We start from the raw sequence: 14574 nt of genomic DNA, 5'->3' as shown, positions 1-14574 counted from the left end.
TTTATACGACGGGCCTATAGCACCTGATACGCCAACTAAGGGTTTAGTCGAGCAGCGATAGACCAACCGACCGAATAGCCAAGGGTGTTGATTAGTTATGATCGTTGCATCTATCGCCCGAGAGCCCGGCTGGCTTAATAAAAAGCAAATGGCTGAAAGCCTGGGTATCACGACGCAGGCCTTCGATAAATGGGGGGTCGTGGCGGTTGCCAAGATCGGCCGCGAGTCCTTTTATGACGTCCGGTCAGTAGTCGATAACCGCCTTCAACACCAAACCGGAAAGCAACAACCTGGCTCCGAAGAGGTTGATCCGCTCATTGGTTACAAAATCGATTGCGAGCGCCTGCGGCTGACCCGAGAGCAGGCCGATGCCCAGGCGCGCAAAAACAAGGTCGGCGACAAGGAGCTGGTGCCGGTCGGTTTCATGATCTTTGCACTGTCTAGCTTGTCGGCGCAGCTGGCCTCAACCCTCAACACCATCCCCAAGAGCGTAAAGCGTAAGCACCCCGATATCGCCGTGCGTCACCTTGATGCAGTCGAAACCGAGATAGCCGTTACGCGTAACGCTGCTGTCGGGTTGGCTGACCGCATACCGGAGCTTTTGGATGAGTACATCGCCTCCGTGGATGAGGCCGCTGGTTGACGCCGTCCGGCGCGGGCTAAAGAGCCTTAAAAAAGATGCGCCACTAACGGCGGTCGAATGGGCAGATAAATATTTCTTCATGTCGTCGGAGTCGTCTTACGGCGAAGGAAAATGGACCACTGAGGCCTTTCAGGTGGCGTTGCTCAACGCCATGGGCAACGACCTGATCGAAGAACTCAACCTGCTGAAGTCGGCGCGGGTTGGCTACACCAAGATGTTGGTGGCGAACATCGCCTACAAGATCGAACACAAAAAACGCAGTGTCTGCATGTGGAGTCCGACCGACGACGACGCTAAAGACATCATGAAAAAGCACGTCGATCCGATGATTCGCGACGTGCCGGTGATCAAAGCACTGGCGCCCTGGTGCGGAAAAAAACACGGCGACAACACCCAAGAATCCAAGGTCTTTGAAAACCGCAAGGTTCTGTGGTGGCTGGGCGGCACTGCCGGCGGTAACTATCGGGAGAAAAGCCCGGATGAAGTCGGTTACGACGAGCTGTCGAACTTCGATGAGGACATCGACGGCGAGGGTTCGCCGACGTTCCTGGGCGATAAACGCCTTGAGGGTGCGACCTACCCCAAGTCGATTCGCGGTTCCACGCCCAAGCTGGCTGGAACCTGCCAGATCACCCGGGCGGCCGAGGAATCGGCCTACCTGATGCGCTTTCACATTCGCTGCCCGCATTGCCGCACTGAGCAGACGCTGAAGTGGGGCGGGCCAGATGAGCCGCTTGGCATCAAGTGGTTGAAAGATGAGCGCGGCGAGGTCATTAAGGCCTGGTATCTGTGCGAGTCCGGGAACGGCTGCACGTTCGAACATCACGAGATGATCGAGGCGTCCCGAGTCGGCCGGTACATCTGCGAGAAAACCGGCATCTGGACGCGTGACAGCATCGAGTGGTTCGAGGCGGACGATGCGCCGATGCGCACGCCGCGCCGGCTCACGTTCCATATCTGGACGGTGTATTCGACTTTCACCACCTGGGTGAAGATCGCCGACGAGCGCGTCAAGGCCGGCAAGGATCGGGGCAAGCTCAAGACGTTTACCAACACCACGTTGGGCGAGACGTGGGAAGAAGACCAGACCGAGAAGGTCGATTGGGAATTGCTGCACGCCCGACGTGAGGTCTACCCCGCGCAGGTGCCGGCGGGTGTTGTGGTGCTGACCGGTGGGGTGGATACCCAAGATGACCGTTATGAGTTGCGGGTGTGGGGCTGGGGCGCTGGAGAAGAAGCGTGGTTGATTGACCGCAAAATTCTTACCGGTGATCCGTCGAGTGCGGTTCTAAAACGCAAAGTGGGGCGTGAACTGCACCGGATGTATACCCGCGCTGACGGTGCGGTGATGCGGGTCGAGCGCTGGTGCTGGGACTCCGGCGGTCACCACTCGGACGATGTCCGAGCCGAAAGCCGCAAGCATGGCGTGCATTGGGTGATCCCGATTTTCGGGGCCAGCACCTACGGCAAGCCGATTGCGAGCTTCCCACGACGCAAGGAAAAGAAGTCCAAGACCTACTTAACCGAGGTCGGTACCGACAACGCCAAAGAGGTGATCTACAACCGTCTCAAGCTACAGCCGGACGGCAATCGTCCGGTGCCGGGTCTGGTGCATTTTCCTGCCGACGACCTGATCTGCGACGGCGACGAGCTGAAGCAGATCACCAGTGAAACCAAGAAATGGATCATGGCCAGAGGGCGCCGCGTGCTTCGCTGGGATGCCAGCAAGAAGCGCAACGAGGCGCTCGACTGCTTTGTGTACGCCTTGGCGGCGCTGCGCATCTGTCAGGAAAAATTCGGCTTTGATCTTGAGTATCTGGCCAGACAGAACGCGGCCACCGGCGTTTGGGAGGTTCCAGACGACCCGGACGACTCGGATGAGCCGGACGATCACAACGAACCACAAGCCCGGGCTGTCGAGCCTGAGCCTGAACCGGCCCTGGTGCCGATCCAACCCCAACCAGATGAAACAGGAGCGAGCGCATGGCTGGTGTAAGCGCCCAGGAAATGGTCGACCTCTACATTGAGGCCGAGAAAGCCGTTTTGCTTGCCAAGGAAATGGGATTCAAGGACCGCAAAACGGTGATGGTCGAATTGCGGGATATCACCGCCAATCGTGAGAAGTGGGAGCGGCGTTTGGCTCAAGAGCAGCGCAGGGGGCGTCCGGGGCATTCCATGGCGACGTTCGATTGAACCTGCTGGATAAAGCCCTGTTGCCGCTGTTCCCGGGCTTAGTCGCCGAGCGTTGTCGGGCGCGGAACGTTGTTATGGCCTTTGAGGCCGCTACGGTGACCCGCACGCACAAGGCCAAGAAGCAAACCAAAAGCGCTGATGCGTCGCTGAATCGCACGCTCAAATCACTGCGTGAGCAGTGCCGCAAGCTGGATGAAGATCACGACATTGTCACCGGCCTGTTTGACCGATTGGAGGAACGAGTGGTGGGCGGTCCAGGTATTGCGGTGGAGCCCATTCCGTTGGGCTATGACGGCAGTATTCACGTCGTTTTCGCGGCCGCGCTCAAGGCGCTATGGAGTGAGTGGTCGCTTAAGCCTGAGTCGTCCGGGGAGCTGAGCCGGCCGCAAATGGAGCGCCTGGTGTGTCGCACTTGGCTACGCGATGGCGAGGCCTTGGCGCAGAAGCTGATGGGCAAGGTGCCCGGCTATGACCATCTGCACGGCGTGCCGTTTGCCCTGGAGTTGCTGGAGCCGGACTACCTCCCGATTGAATACACGGACTTTTCAAAGGGCATCGTCCAAGGCGTCGAACGCAACTCTTGGCGCCGGGTTCGGGCATATCACCTGCTGAAGACTCACCCGGGCGACGTAGGCGGCAACTTGGCGCAGAAAACAAAGCGTGTCCCTGTCGAGCAGATGATTCACATCGCGCACCGTAAACGCATTGGGCAGAACCGTGGCCAGCCGTTGTTGCATGCGGTGCTGATCCGCTTGGCGGACATCAAGGATTACGAGGAAAGCGAGCGGGTCGCGGCGCGCATCAGTGCGGCGTTGGCCATGTACATCAAGAAGGGCATCGGTGAGGACTTTGTGCCGCCGCCCGCTGGTGAGACTCGGGCCGAACGAACGTTCCCGATCGCGCCGGGCATCGTGATCGACACGCTGCTACCCGGTGAAGACATCGGGATGATTGAAAGCAACCGGCCGAACCCGTTTCTTGAGGGGTTCCGCAATGGCCAGCTCAAGGCGGTGGCGGCCGGTACGCGCAGCACCTATTCCAGTGTGGCACGCAGTTACGACGGCACCTATTCGGCCCAGCGTCAGGAGCTGGTCGAGGGGCAGCTGGGTTATGACCTGCTTCAGCACGAATTTATCGACTACTGGTGCCGTCCCGTTTATCGCGAATGGCTGCGTATGGCGATCGTCAGCGGCCAATTGGTCGTGCCCCCTGACGTCGATCCGCGAACGATCTACGGCGCGTTCTATCAAGGTCCGGTGATGCCCTGGATCAACCCGGTGCATGAGGCGACGGCGTGGAAGCTTCTGGTTGAGGCCGGCTTTGCCGATGAGGCCGAGGTGGTCCGCTCGCGGCAGCGCAACCCTACAGAACTCAAGGCATCGCGCACGGCGGAAGTCGAAGCGAACCGCGAGGCCGGGCTGGTATTCAGCTCGGACTACTACCACCAAATCTACGGGAAGAATCAGCCCAATGATGACGAAAAACAACGAATCGCTGATGCGGCCACGGGGCGCGATCACAGCGGCGACTGAGGGCGGCGAAAGCTGGTACACGATGCGCGCGCTGTCGGCGAGCATCGGCGAGCTGCGCATTGAGGGTGAAATCGGCGCGTGGGGCATCACGGCCAAGCAATTCGCCAAAGACCTCAAGGCCCTCGGTGACGTGTCACAAATAAATTTGTACATCAATTCCCCGGGCGGTGAAGTGTTCGAGGGGATCGCCATTTACAACATGCTCAAGCATCACCCGGCCAACATTGACGGGACGGTGGGGGCGCTCGCGGCGTCCATGGGCAGCGTGATCCTGATGGCTGCTAACACGGTCAGCATCCCGGAAAACGCCGCGATCATGATCCACAAGCCCTGGGGGATTCAGGGTGGTGACGCCGAGGATATGCGGCGTTACGCCGAATTACTCGATCAGGTAGAGGGTTCGCTGGTCCAGGCGTATGTCGCCAAGACCGGCAAGACCGCCGAGGAAATCCACGCCTTGCTTGACGCAGAAACGTGGATGTTCGGCAGCGAGGCGGTAGAGGCCGGCTTCGCCGACAAAATCCTTGAGCCGCTCAAGGCCTTCGCTCACATCAAATCGCAACGCATGCAGGAGTTCACCAACATGCCAGAAGCTTTTAAACAACTGTTGACCCCGCGCGGCTCGGTCAATCTGCCAGCCCCTGCTCCAGCCCCTGCTCCAGCTCCAGCCCCCGCTCCAGCTCCAGCCCCGGCATCCGCTCCGGCCCCGTCCAATCTGACGGCTGACCAGATTCGCGCTCAGGTGCTGGCGGACGACGTCACTCGTCGCGGTGGCATTCAAGCGGCCTTCGGCACCTTTGGTGAGGCCCATGCGTCGTTGCTGCGCACCTGCCAGGATGATGTCAATTGCACCGTTGCCCAGGCACGCGAGCAACTGCTGGCGGCGATGGGCGCACAGACCACCCCAGTCGCGAGTCCGCGACATCAGGGCCATATCAACAACGGCAATCTGGTCGGCGACTCGGTTCGGGCTTCGCTGTTTGGCCGCCTCGGCATGGAAGAAAACCAAGCGGACAACGCCTACAACCACATGACCCTGCGTGAACTGGCCCGGGCTTCCCTGGCTGATCGCGGCATTGGTGTGGCGACCCTGCGCCCAATGGACATGGTCGGTCTGGCGTTTACCCACGACACCAGCGACTTCGGCAACATCCTGCTCGATGCCTCGCACCGTTCGCTGTTGGCTGGCTGGGAGGATGCCGAGGAAACCTATCATCTGTGGACTCGTCAAGGCCGTTTGAGCGACTTCAAGGTGGCCAACCGCGTCGGCCTGGGTTCGATGTCGACCCTGCGTGAAGTTCGCCCGGGTGCTGAATACAAGTACATCACCCTGGGTGACACCGGTGAGACGATCCGTCTGGCCACCTACGGCGAAATCTTCAGCATCAACCGTCAGGCGATCATCAACGACGACCTCGACGCGCTGAGCGCGATTCCGCGCCTGATGGGCGCCGCTGCGCGCGCAACCATCGGTGATCTGGTGTATGACACCCTGATCAACAACGGCAAGATGAAGGACGGCAAACCGCTGTTCGACGCCGCGCGCAAAAACCTGTTCACCGGTGCCGATTCGAAACTGTCGATCGCGGCGATGAGCGCGGCGAAAACCGCCATGGCGTTGCAGAAGGGTAAGCCTGCCAAAGAAGGCGAAAAGACCCGCACGTTGAATGTGCGTCCCGCGTACCTGTTGTGTCCGGTCGCGTTGGAAGATCAGGCCAACCAGTTGATCCGCTCGACGTCGGTGCCGACCGCTCAGGTCAACGCCGGCGTGGTCAACCCGATCCAGAACTTTGCCCAGGTGATCGGCGAGCCGCGTTTGGACGACAATTCGTCGTCGGCCTGGTATCTGGCCGCGAAGCAAGGTAGCGACACCATCGAAGTGGCCTATCTGGATGGCGTTGACGTGCCGTACATCGATCAGATGGAAGGCTTCACCAGCGATGGTATCGCCACTAAGGTTCGGATCGATGCGGGCGTGTCCGCGCTCGACACTCGCGGCCTGAACAAGTCCGTTGGCGCGTAATACGCCGCCCACCCCATGACCCCGCCAAGTGCGGGGTTTGTTGTTTCTGGACAGGAGAAAAATGGCTATGGCCACGAACTACGTAAGCACTGGTGAAACCACTACCTTGCCGGCCCCCACTGGCGGCTCTGTCGCCGGCAGCCCTCAGGTGATCAACGATCTGGCCGTCATGCCCTTGCAGAGCGGATCAAAAGGCACGCTGATCGTGTACCGCACCGGTGGCAACTGGAGCGTTCCGGCGGACGCCGCGCTGAAGGCCGGCATGAAAGCCAGCGTCAAGGCGGGCGCCCTGGTGCTGGCCGGCACTGCTGATTCGGCCCCCTACGGCAAGCTGTTGACCGATTCGGTCGGTGGTTACGCCGAAGTGTTGATCGTTCAGTAATGCCGGGCGCTCGTTTTCGGGCTATGGCCGGTCGCATGGACGCCTTGCTGGTGAGCCGCCTGGGTGATTCGGCGACCCTCGCCGATGGTCGGCCCGTCATGGGCGCCTTTGCCTCGCCCTTTGTCGGCGCCGAAATCGGTGGCGGCGAAAGTGCGGGTAAGCGCTTGGGGTCGGTGATCAATACCGATGAGGTGTTGGAGCCGACCTTGACCGTGCGGGTGGTCGACGTGATCGGTGTCAAAAAGGGCGATTTTCTGACCGTTGAACTGCCGGCCGAGTTGGGCGGTGGTCTCTATAAAGTCAGCCGGTTGAGGCCTGATGGTGCCGGCATGGTTGACTTGGTACTGAGTGCGAACGATGAGCGAACTGACGACATTACATGACGCGATCAGCAGCACGCTCACGGCGGCGCTGCCCAAGGTGCTGCACGTCGAGGCGTTTCCTGAGCTGGATTCCAAAGTCAGGACGCCGGCGCTGTTGTACGGCCTGACCGATATGACGTTGGGCGAGGATCGGGGTGAGGGCAAAACCGGGCTAATTGGGCGGTTTCAGTCGTGCATTCTGATCGATGCCGATCGCCCCAAGGCGTCATTGCAGGCGGCCATTCTGGCGGCGCAAATGACGGTGGCGCTGAAGGAGCAGTGGTGGGGTTTGGATTTTATTCTGGGCCCGCCTTTGGAGATTCACGCGCAGCCGGAAGCCCCGACCAAGGAACTGGAACAGTTCGTCATGTGGTCGGTCCAGTGGATTCAGCACTTTGAGCTGGGTGAATCCGAATGGCCTTGGCCGGATGAGCCGCCGGGCTCACTGGTGCTTGGTTTTAACGACGACCTCAAAGAGGACTTTGTCCCGTCGGAGGACATGTGAGCAGCTACGCAAGTGCCCAGCACGACCGCATGCTGGCAGGGGTGGTCAAGGACTGTTATGTGGTCGCTCTGGATCTGACGGCCTCCCCGCCGGCGTGCCGTGTTTCGGATGGCGAGTGGACCAGCGCCTGGGTGCGCTGGCACAGCATCGCCGCCGGCAAGGCCCGGCACTGGCGGGCGCCGTCTATGGGCGAGCAGGGAGCGTTGATCAGTGCCAGCGGAGACGTGTCACAAGGCACGTTTATCCCGGGCCTGTATGGCAACGCGGGTGCACCGCCGGATAACCGCGACCATGTGGAAGTCTGGCGGTTTGACGATGGCGGCTCGCTGGTCTACGACTGGGCGGCCAATAAATACACCATCACCTTGCCGACTGGCGAAGTGCTGGTAAAGGTTGGCGGTTCGACGTTGTCCGTTACGGATAACGCGATCGCAGGGGTGGCCGCTGCAATCAACTTGAAAGGCGTGGTGAACATTGACGGTCCGTTAAACGTGACCAAAGACATTAACGGCGCTGGCAAGATCATCGACGCCGCTGGTAACAGCAACCACCACACGCACTGAGGTGTATATGACTGAAGGGAAGGAAGTGCCGGAAGGCGGCCTGTCGGTAGATGGTATTTTTCAGTTGCTCGAAAGTCAGATTGCGCAGACCTACGATGCCGCACGTATGCAAAAGGCGTGGGAAAACATCTTGGCCGGCCCAACGCCGCCCAAGGTGCTTGCGACGGCCCTGGTGCGAGCGTTGAGTCACGGCCGCTATGAACGGCGCCGCGCTCAGTCGGTTACGCATGTGAATGTGTACGTGTCGGGCGCTGTGGAGTCCGAGCGCCTCGGCCACGAGATTGCCAAGGGCATCAAGTCAGGCCCGCTGAAAGACTGACCCCAACCATTACCCCACAAGCCCGCCGAGTGCGGGCTTTTGTATGCCTGGAGAAAAGAAACATGGCCAAGACCACCACAACGCTTGTCGGTGAGGAACAGGCAGCCCCTGAGCTGGCTCTGGAGCGGCTGAAGTTTCGCGACAAGGTCTATACGTCGCGCACCCTGATCATCCCTGAAACCGGTTGCACCCTGTCGGTGAACCGGGGTTTTGTAGAGGTTCTGGCGTCCGATGCCGACGCTGTCCAGTGCCTGAAAGCCAACGCCGAATTTGAGCCCGCGAAGGAGTGATTTAGATGATCGGAATGGACCGCCACACCGGCCAACCCATTTCCGGCATCGAGCATCTGCGCCAGTCCATGGCGGACATCTTGGGCACGCCCCTGGGGAGTCGCCGCTATCGGCCGGAGTACGGCAGCACGATCCGGCGCTTTGTTGACCTGCCGGTTAACGAAGGGTGGAAAAGCGCAGTACAGGCCGAGGTGGCCAGGGCGTTGGGTCGCTGGGAGCCGCGCTTGCGCCTGGAGCGCGTGCGCGTGCTGTCCGTTCTGAATGGCTCGATCAATCTGCAAATTAGCGGCGAATACCTCGGCGAAGGTGTGTTGCTGGAGGTGAGTGCATGAGTGTCGTCAACCTGTCGGCGCTGCCGGCGCCGGATGTGCTGGAAACTCTGGATTTTGAAGATATCTATCAGGAGGTGCTGGCCGACTTTCGGTTGCAGATGGGCGATAACTGGACGGCCCTGCTGGAGTCCGACCCGGTCGTAAAGCTGCTGGAAGTCGCGGCCTATCAGAAACTGATGAGTCGGGCGCGCATCAACGACGCGGCAAAGTCCAGTTTATTGGCCTATGCCCGGGGCACGGATCTGGACAACCGCGCTGCTGATTACGGTGTCGAGCGATTAACGATCACCGAAGCGGACCCTGACGCGATTCCGCCGATCCCGAAGGTGATGGAAAAGGACGACGCGCTGTTGTACCGCACGCAGCTTTCGCTGGAAGGCCTGTCGGTGGCGGGTAGTCGTGGGGCGTATGAGTTTCACGGCCTGAGCGCGTCGGCCAACGTGGCCAACATCTCGGTGGACTCCCCGACGTTCAAGGCGGCAGAGATTAGCCAGGCGCTGCGCGATCAGTTGCCCCTCGGGGCGATCGTGCTGGTGTGCGATTACGCGGCCGGCCTGACCAATCCGCTGCCGGGTGACGTGTCGTTGGCGGTGCTGCCGACCCCGGAAAGCACCGTCGCGCCGGCGGCCCTGGTGGCCACGGTGCAAGCGGCGCTATCGGCCGAGGATGTGCGCCCGATCACGGATCGGCCGCGCAGTCAGCTTGGGCAGCCGACCAACTTCAGCATCATCGCCGTTCTGGAGCTGCTGGACGGCCCGTCCTCGGTGCCGGTGCTGGCGGCAGCCAATGCGGGCTTGGCGGCGGCAGTGGCGGCGGCCAGGCAGTTGGAGGGGGAAATGTCGCTGTCCGCGATCTACGCCGCCTTGCACGTCTCCGGCGTGCGCCGGGTGGTGCTGACGCAGCCCACGGCGGATGTGATTTGTGATAAGCGGCATTACCCGAACTGCACCGCGATCAACGTCACCGGCGTGGTGGTTCCATGAGCCGGCTGTTGCCGCTGAACAGCACGCCGCTGGAGCGGGCACTGGCCACGGCTTGTGACTTGGGGATCGACCCGGAAATCATCCGGGGCCTAGCCGACTCGGCGCGGTGTCCGGTGGACTTCTTGCCCTGGTTGGCCTGGGCGATGTCGGTCGAAGGCTGGGACGCCGCCGAAACCGAAGAGCAACAGCGCGCCCTGATTCACGAGTCGATTCCGGTTCACAAGCGCAAGGGCACGGTCGGTGCGGTGCGCCGCGTGCTGAAGGCAGTCGGGGTGAGAGCTGAGTTCAAGGAGTGGACGCAAATCCCGGGTGCGGTGCCGTACACCTTTCAGTTGATCGCGTGGGCCAACGACAACCGAGGCGGGGAGGGGTCGATTCTGTCCCCGCAACTGTTCGAACGTTTGCGCGGCCTGGTCGATGCCACGAAGAACGAACGCAGCCACTACACGCTCAAGGTCGGGGCGCGGTTTGACGGTGGCTTGCGGTTGGCCAATGCCAGCCAGACACGGCAACTGGACCGCCGGACGCTGGAAGCTCAAGGCGTGCCGATGGATACCGCCGAGTCAACCCTGGGGTTGGCCAACGCGTCCTCCGTTCGCTGTGTGATTCATCAAAGCGCCGATCTGTTAGGCGTTCCCATCCATGCAGAGCAGGGCTTTGCGGTCGCTAACGCGCACCGCACCCGTATTGTTGTTCGCGCCACTATGGAGGCCGTCATCGTATGAGCACCCCGTTACAACCCCTGATCACCAAAGCCGGCTTGGCCGCCATATGGCGTGCCGACAACACCGGTGTGGCGGCCGAAATCACCCACATCGTGGTGGGCACCAGCGGCTATACCCCAGCCAATACGCAGACTGCTTTGCGCACCCAGGTGGCGAAATACGCCATTTCCGATGGTCAGCGCCTGAGTGACACCCTGATTCACGTCACGGCGGTGGCCGACGACGCCAAGGCCTATTGGGCGCGCGAGGTGGGCTTTCTGCTGTCGGACGGCACGCTGTTAGCGGTCTGGTCGCACCCTACCGAGGCCCTGACCTACAAATCGGCCAACGCCGAGTTGCTGCTGGCTTATGACCTGTCGCTGACGGCGTTGCCGGCGAATAGCGTCACCATCACCTCGACCGGCGCGGGCTTGAACCTGACGCTGTCGGCCGAGCTGGCCGCGCTGGCGGGGGCGCAAATCGCTGCCCAGCTTCGCGGCGTCAAGTTCCAAGACGCGCTGGAAGAGCAGGCCAAGCTGCACCAGATCGAAGGCCAGCAAATTGCCAACCTGATGGACCGGATGAAGGCCGCCGAACAGCGGCAGGAATCCGACCATGAAGGCGTGTTAACCGCCATTGCCGCCAACGCGACCGCGTTGATTGGTCTGCAAACACTTTTTTCTAAAACCACCCTCGGAGTCTGAGCCGATATGAGTCTCGAATCGCAAATTGCTGACCTGGTGTCCGCGTCTAATGCCCTGGTCTCGGCCTTCAACGGCAAAAAATCCGGTATTGATAATGCTGTGGCGGCTGCCATTGCGGCGGTGCCTACTATGAATAAAACGTGGTTTGTTGATCAGACCGCGGGGCTGGATGCCAACGATGGTAGCGCTGCCGCGCCATTCAAAACCATTGGCAAGGCGATGGCCAGTACGCCGTCCAATGGCATTTGTTATGTCAACTTGATGTCCGACTACACTTTCGCGGACGCAGCGGCCCTGACAGTGGGTTATTTGATCATTAACGCCTACCAGGGTGCTCGCACGCTGTACCCGAAGTATTTTCAAACCACGGACGGCAACGGGGTTACGGCTACAACCTTGGGCGGTTTTTCTGCGTCGTCGGTGGGTTACACAGTAGAAATTCGTGGCTGCGGTATTGTTTTGCCGTCCCCGTCCGGTCAAGTACCAGCCCCCAACGTCACGCGCTCTAACTCGTTTCTGCGCACTAACTCAGCTTCCAACATGCCGCCATACGTCGGACTTGTCTTGCAGGCGCCGATTATCACGATGCCATCAGATTTTTATGGTGCGCTGATGGGGCTCGCTGCGTCTTCGGCCATTTTGACAGTGTCGGGCGGGACCATTCCGAGCGCCATGCTAGGGCACTACCTCTCAAACGTCGGTAACGTGGCGGGCACCGACCCGAAAACGCTAAACAACGTGCTGACTAACCTCAGCGCAATTTAAGGAACTGCCTGCATGAAAACCCTGAATTTGAACATTGACCTCAGCGGCACCAGTTACATCGGTTATGAGTTTTCAGCCCTGCCCTTGGCGGCGGCGCTGTTGGTGGCGTCGCGGCAGATTGACGATGCGGCAGACGCGGCACGCCGTGCGGTGCTGGGCGACTCGTTGCGCGCCCTGGAGTACCAGCGAGCGGCCGCCGAGGCCAGGGCTTTTGCCGCTGGAGGTTACGTTGGCGACATGCCGCCGTCGGTGCAGTCCTGGGCCGATGCGGCCGAGCTGGAGCCGCAAGCGGCGGCCGATAGCATCATCACCGAGGCCGATGCCTGGCAAGCGGCGCTGTATGCGATCCGCGCGGCCCGCCTCAAGGGCAAGCAAAGGGTGCTCAAGGCCACCAGTCACGACGCCGCCGAGGCGCTGACTGACACCGCAATCGCGGAAATTCGCGACAGCATCGCCGGAGTCGGCAACGCTGCCTAACCCCTGATTCAACCGCCTTGAGCGCCCCGCATTGTCGGGGCGTTTTTGTTTGTGCAGACAACCGCGCCGGACGCGGTTGTTTGCTTTTTGGAGATTGGCCTTATGAGTTTTTTTCACGGCGTCACGACCTCACTGATCGACACCGGCGCGCGGACCATTTCCCTGCCGTCGTCGTCGATCATCGGCCTGTGCGACACCTTCACCCCGGGCGTTCTCGGCGGCGGCACGGCGCTGGCTGGCGAGCTGAAGCTGATCACCACCGAGCGCGAAGCCATTGCCGCGTTCGGTCCTGATTCAGCCATCACCAAGGCCGCCAAGGCGATCTATGCGCGAACTAAAGCGGTGATCGTCGCCATCGGCGTTCCCAAGCTTGAAGACGCCGCGCTGCAAACGTCCGCCATCATTGGTGGCGTTCTCGCCTCCGGCCAGCGTACCGGCCTTCAAGCGCTGCTGGATGGCAAGAGCATGCACAACGCTCAGCCGAAACTGTTGATTGCCCCGGGGCACTCTTCGACCCAGGCCGTGGCCACCGCCATGGATGGCTTGGCCGGCAAGCTGCGCGCGATCGCCATCGTGGACGGCCCGAACACCACCGATGAGGCCGTAATGGCCTACGCCGAGAACTTCGGCAGCAAACGGGTTTATCTGGTCGATCCCGGTGTGCAGTACTGGGACACGATCACCAGCGCAACGATCGATGCGCCGGGTTCTGCGTGGGTCGCTGGCCTCTTTGCCTGGACGGATGCCGAGTATGGCTACTGGGCATCGCCGTCGAACAAAGAGTTTGTCGGCATCACCGGCACGACGCGCCCGATCGAGTATCTGGACGGTGATGCGACCTGCCGGGCCAACCTGCTGAATAACGCGAACATCGCGACGATCATCCGTGACGGTGGTTACCGCTTGTGGGGCAACCGCACGCTGTCCAGTGACCCGAAATGGTCGTTTGTCACCCGTGTGCGCACCTGCGACATCCTGATGGATGCCGTCCAGGCGGGCCACAAGTGGGCGGTAGACCGCTCGATCACCAAGACCTATGTCAAGGACGTGACTGAAGGGCTTCAGGCGTTCATGCGCGACGAGAAGACCCGGGGCGCGCTGATCAACTTTGAAGTCTACGCAGACACCGAGCTGAACACGGCCAGCCAAATCATGCAGGGCAAATTCTATTGGCGCATTCGTTTCACCGACGTGCCGCCGGCAGAAAACCCGAATTTCCTTTTCGAAGTCACCGACCAATGGGCGACCGAAGTTCTTGAAGCAGCCTAAGGGGGCTAGTCAATGATTCCTCAAACTTTGTTTAACACGAACCTGTTCGTTGATGGCGTGAACTTCTCCGGCGACGTGCCGAGCCTGACCCTGCCGAAGCTGACCACCAAGACCGACGAGTATCGCGCTGGCGGCATGGCCGGTGCCATCGAAATGGATCAGGGTCTGGAAAAAATGGAGGCGTCCTTTGTCACCAAGGGCGTGCGCCGTGAGTCGTTGAAGTACTTCGGTCTGGCCGACGGCACGGCCTTTAATGCGACGTTCCGTGGTGCCTTCAAGGGGCAAAAGGGCGCAGTGACGGCGGTGGTCGCCACCCTGCGCGGCCGGCTCAAAGAGGTCGACCTGGGCGACTGGAAAGCCGGTGATCCGGCCGAGATCAAACACGCCATTGCAGTCACGTACTACAAGCTCGAAATCGACGGGCGCCTGATGTACGAAATCGACATGGTCGCCGGTATTCAGGTGATCGACGGCAAAGACCAGCTCGCCGAAGTGCGCACCGCGCTCGGCATGTAAGGGAATAGATCC

General features: G+C 60.8%; 19 protein-coding genes. All 19 read left to right on the top strand.

Features of this window, described 5'->3' with window-relative positions:
* The first annotated feature begins 97 nt into the window (after nucleotides 1-97).
* The 19 genes from BFC21_RS07990 (at nucleotide 98) to BFC21_RS07900 (ending at nucleotide 14562) form a co-directional block, all read left to right on the top strand.
* Nucleotides 98-643 carry a terminase small subunit gene (locus BFC21_RS07990; protein WP_120265924.1) on the top strand — a complete coding sequence of 182 codons (546 nt, stop codon included), beginning with the start codon at nucleotides 98-100 and terminating at the stop codon, nucleotides 641-643.
* Complete coding sequence (locus BFC21_RS07985; protein WP_256557640.1) at nucleotides 606-2639, top strand: phage terminase large subunit family protein; 2034 nt, start codon at nucleotides 606-608, stop codon at nucleotides 2637-2639. The genes BFC21_RS07990 and BFC21_RS07985 overlap by 38 nt, the downstream gene beginning before the upstream one ends.
* Nucleotides 2627-2836, top strand: a complete 210-nt coding sequence (locus tag BFC21_RS07980) for a primosomal replication protein PriB/PriC domain protein (RefSeq protein WP_120265922.1) — start codon at nucleotides 2627-2629, stop codon at nucleotides 2834-2836. The genes BFC21_RS07985 and BFC21_RS07980 overlap by 13 nt, the downstream gene beginning before the upstream one ends.
* Entirely contained in the window at nucleotides 2833-4368 is a 1536-nt protein-coding gene (locus BFC21_RS07975) for a phage portal protein (RefSeq protein WP_120265921.1), read from the top strand. Before BFC21_RS07980 ends, BFC21_RS07975 begins: the two co-directional genes overlap by 4 nt.
* Nucleotides 4307-6391, top strand: coding sequence for a ClpP-like prohead protease/major capsid protein fusion protein (locus BFC21_RS07970; RefSeq protein ID WP_120265920.1), 2085 nt, complete (start codon nucleotides 4307-4309; stop codon nucleotides 6389-6391). The genes BFC21_RS07975 and BFC21_RS07970 overlap by 62 nt, the downstream gene beginning before the upstream one ends.
* Before the next feature lie 67 nt (nucleotides 6392-6458).
* Nucleotides 6459-6773 (top strand): hypothetical protein, encoded by a 315-nt coding sequence (locus BFC21_RS07965; protein WP_120265919.1) that lies wholly within the window; start codon nucleotides 6459-6461, stop codon nucleotides 6771-6773.
* On the top strand, nucleotides 6773-7156 hold the full coding sequence (locus tag BFC21_RS07960) for a hypothetical protein (protein WP_120265918.1): 384 nt from the start codon (nucleotides 6773-6775) through the stop codon (nucleotides 7154-7156). Before BFC21_RS07965 ends, BFC21_RS07960 begins: the two co-directional genes overlap by 1 nt.
* The gene (locus BFC21_RS07955) at nucleotides 7131-7640 is read left to right on the top strand and encodes a hypothetical protein (protein WP_256557639.1); all 510 of its coding nucleotides are present in this window, start codon (nucleotides 7131-7133) and stop codon (nucleotides 7638-7640) included. Before BFC21_RS07960 ends, BFC21_RS07955 begins: the two co-directional genes overlap by 26 nt.
* A gap of 29 nt (nucleotides 7641-7669) precedes the next feature.
* Nucleotides 7670-8203 (top strand): phage baseplate assembly protein V, encoded by a 534-nt coding sequence (locus BFC21_RS07950; protein WP_120266698.1) that lies wholly within the window; start codon nucleotides 7670-7672, stop codon nucleotides 8201-8203.
* 7 nt (nucleotides 8204-8210) lie between these two features.
* Nucleotides 8211-8522: a hypothetical protein gene (locus BFC21_RS07945; protein ID WP_120265917.1), complete on the top strand. Its 312-nt coding sequence runs from the start codon at nucleotides 8211-8213 to the stop codon at nucleotides 8520-8522.
* 62 nt (nucleotides 8523-8584) lie between these two features.
* The gene (locus BFC21_RS07940; RefSeq protein WP_120265916.1) at nucleotides 8585-8812 is read left to right on the top strand and encodes a hypothetical protein; all 228 of its coding nucleotides are present in this window, start codon (nucleotides 8585-8587) and stop codon (nucleotides 8810-8812) included.
* A 5-nt stretch (nucleotides 8813-8817) separates the two neighbouring features.
* Nucleotides 8818-9144 (top strand): GPW/gp25 family protein, encoded by a 327-nt coding sequence (locus tag BFC21_RS07935; protein ID WP_120265915.1) that lies wholly within the window; start codon nucleotides 8818-8820, stop codon nucleotides 9142-9144.
* Nucleotides 9141-10127 carry a baseplate J/gp47 family protein gene (locus tag BFC21_RS07930; RefSeq protein WP_120265914.1) on the top strand — a complete coding sequence of 329 codons (987 nt, stop codon included), beginning with the start codon at nucleotides 9141-9143 and terminating at the stop codon, nucleotides 10125-10127. Before BFC21_RS07935 ends, BFC21_RS07930 begins: the two co-directional genes overlap by 4 nt.
* Nucleotides 10124-10852, top strand: coding sequence for a phage tail protein I (locus tag BFC21_RS07925; RefSeq protein WP_120265913.1), 729 nt, complete (start codon nucleotides 10124-10126; stop codon nucleotides 10850-10852). The genes BFC21_RS07930 and BFC21_RS07925 overlap by 4 nt, the downstream gene beginning before the upstream one ends.
* Entirely contained in the window at nucleotides 10849-11535 is a 687-nt protein-coding gene (locus BFC21_RS07920; RefSeq protein WP_120265912.1) for a phage tail protein, read from the top strand. The genes BFC21_RS07925 and BFC21_RS07920 overlap by 4 nt, the downstream gene beginning before the upstream one ends.
* Before the next feature lie 6 nt (nucleotides 11536-11541).
* Nucleotides 11542-12300 carry a hypothetical protein gene (locus BFC21_RS07915; RefSeq protein WP_120265911.1) on the top strand — a complete coding sequence of 253 codons (759 nt, stop codon included), beginning with the start codon at nucleotides 11542-11544 and terminating at the stop codon, nucleotides 12298-12300.
* 12 nt (nucleotides 12301-12312) lie between these two features.
* Nucleotides 12313-12777 carry a hypothetical protein gene (locus tag BFC21_RS07910; protein WP_120265910.1) on the top strand — a complete coding sequence of 155 codons (465 nt, stop codon included), beginning with the start codon at nucleotides 12313-12315 and terminating at the stop codon, nucleotides 12775-12777.
* Nucleotides 12778-12879: 102 nt separating this feature from the next.
* On the top strand, nucleotides 12880-14046 hold the full coding sequence (locus tag BFC21_RS07905; protein WP_120265909.1) for a phage tail sheath family protein: 1167 nt from the start codon (nucleotides 12880-12882) through the stop codon (nucleotides 14044-14046).
* Nucleotides 14047-14058: 12 nt separating this feature from the next.
* The gene (locus tag BFC21_RS07900) at nucleotides 14059-14562 is read left to right on the top strand and encodes a phage major tail tube protein (RefSeq protein WP_120265908.1); all 504 of its coding nucleotides are present in this window, start codon (nucleotides 14059-14061) and stop codon (nucleotides 14560-14562) included.
* Nucleotides 14563-14574 lie beyond the last annotated feature (12 nt).

Source organism: Pseudomonas sp. TMW 2.1634 (assembly GCF_001703595.1).
Taxonomy (GTDB): domain Bacteria; phylum Pseudomonadota; class Gammaproteobacteria; order Pseudomonadales; family Pseudomonadaceae; genus Aquipseudomonas; species Aquipseudomonas fragi.
Note: the sequence above shows the minus strand (reverse complement) of the source record. Positions and strands in the feature narration are given on the sequence as shown.

Excerpts from the sequence above, each read along its gene's own strand:
- BFC21_RS07990 (WP_120265924.1), top strand. The coding sequence starts at position 98 with ATGATCGTTGCATCTATCGCCCGAGAGCCCGGCTGGCTTAATAAAAAG.
- BFC21_RS07985 (WP_256557640.1), top strand. The coding sequence starts at position 606 with ATGAGTACATCGCCTCCGTGGATGAGGCCGCTGGTTGACGCCGTCCGG.
- BFC21_RS07980 (WP_120265922.1), top strand. The coding sequence starts at position 2,627 with ATGGCTGGTGTAAGCGCCCAGGAAATGGTCGACCTCTACATTGAGGCC.
- BFC21_RS07970 (WP_120265920.1), top strand. The coding sequence starts at position 4,307 with ATGATGACGAAAAACAACGAATCGCTGATGCGGCCACGGGGCGCGATC.
- BFC21_RS07965 (WP_120265919.1), top strand. The coding sequence starts at position 6,459 with ATGGCCACGAACTACGTAAGCACTGGTGAAACCACTACCTTGCCGGCC.
- BFC21_RS07960 (WP_120265918.1), top strand. The coding sequence starts at position 6,773 with ATGCCGGGCGCTCGTTTTCGGGCTATGGCCGGTCGCATGGACGCCTTG.
- BFC21_RS07955 (WP_256557639.1), top strand. The coding sequence starts at position 7,131 with ATGAGCGAACTGACGACATTACATGACGCGATCAGCAGCACGCTCACG.
- BFC21_RS07950 (WP_120266698.1), top strand. The coding sequence starts at position 7,670 with ATGCTGGCAGGGGTGGTCAAGGACTGTTATGTGGTCGCTCTGGATCTG.
- BFC21_RS07945 (WP_120265917.1), top strand. The coding sequence starts at position 8,211 with ATGACTGAAGGGAAGGAAGTGCCGGAAGGCGGCCTGTCGGTAGATGGT.
- BFC21_RS07940 (WP_120265916.1), top strand. The coding sequence starts at position 8,585 with ATGGCCAAGACCACCACAACGCTTGTCGGTGAGGAACAGGCAGCCCCT.
- BFC21_RS07935 (WP_120265915.1), top strand. The coding sequence starts at position 8,818 with ATGATCGGAATGGACCGCCACACCGGCCAACCCATTTCCGGCATCGAG.
- BFC21_RS07930 (WP_120265914.1), top strand. The coding sequence starts at position 9,141 with ATGAGTGTCGTCAACCTGTCGGCGCTGCCGGCGCCGGATGTGCTGGAA.
- BFC21_RS07925 (WP_120265913.1), top strand. The coding sequence starts at position 10,124 with ATGAGCCGGCTGTTGCCGCTGAACAGCACGCCGCTGGAGCGGGCACTG.
- BFC21_RS07920 (WP_120265912.1), top strand. The coding sequence starts at position 10,849 with ATGAGCACCCCGTTACAACCCCTGATCACCAAAGCCGGCTTGGCCGCC.
- BFC21_RS07915 (WP_120265911.1), top strand. The coding sequence starts at position 11,542 with ATGAGTCTCGAATCGCAAATTGCTGACCTGGTGTCCGCGTCTAATGCC.
- BFC21_RS07910 (WP_120265910.1), top strand. The coding sequence starts at position 12,313 with ATGAAAACCCTGAATTTGAACATTGACCTCAGCGGCACCAGTTACATC.
- BFC21_RS07905 (WP_120265909.1), top strand. The coding sequence starts at position 12,880 with ATGAGTTTTTTTCACGGCGTCACGACCTCACTGATCGACACCGGCGCG.
- BFC21_RS07900 (WP_120265908.1), top strand. The coding sequence starts at position 14,059 with ATGATTCCTCAAACTTTGTTTAACACGAACCTGTTCGTTGATGGCGTG.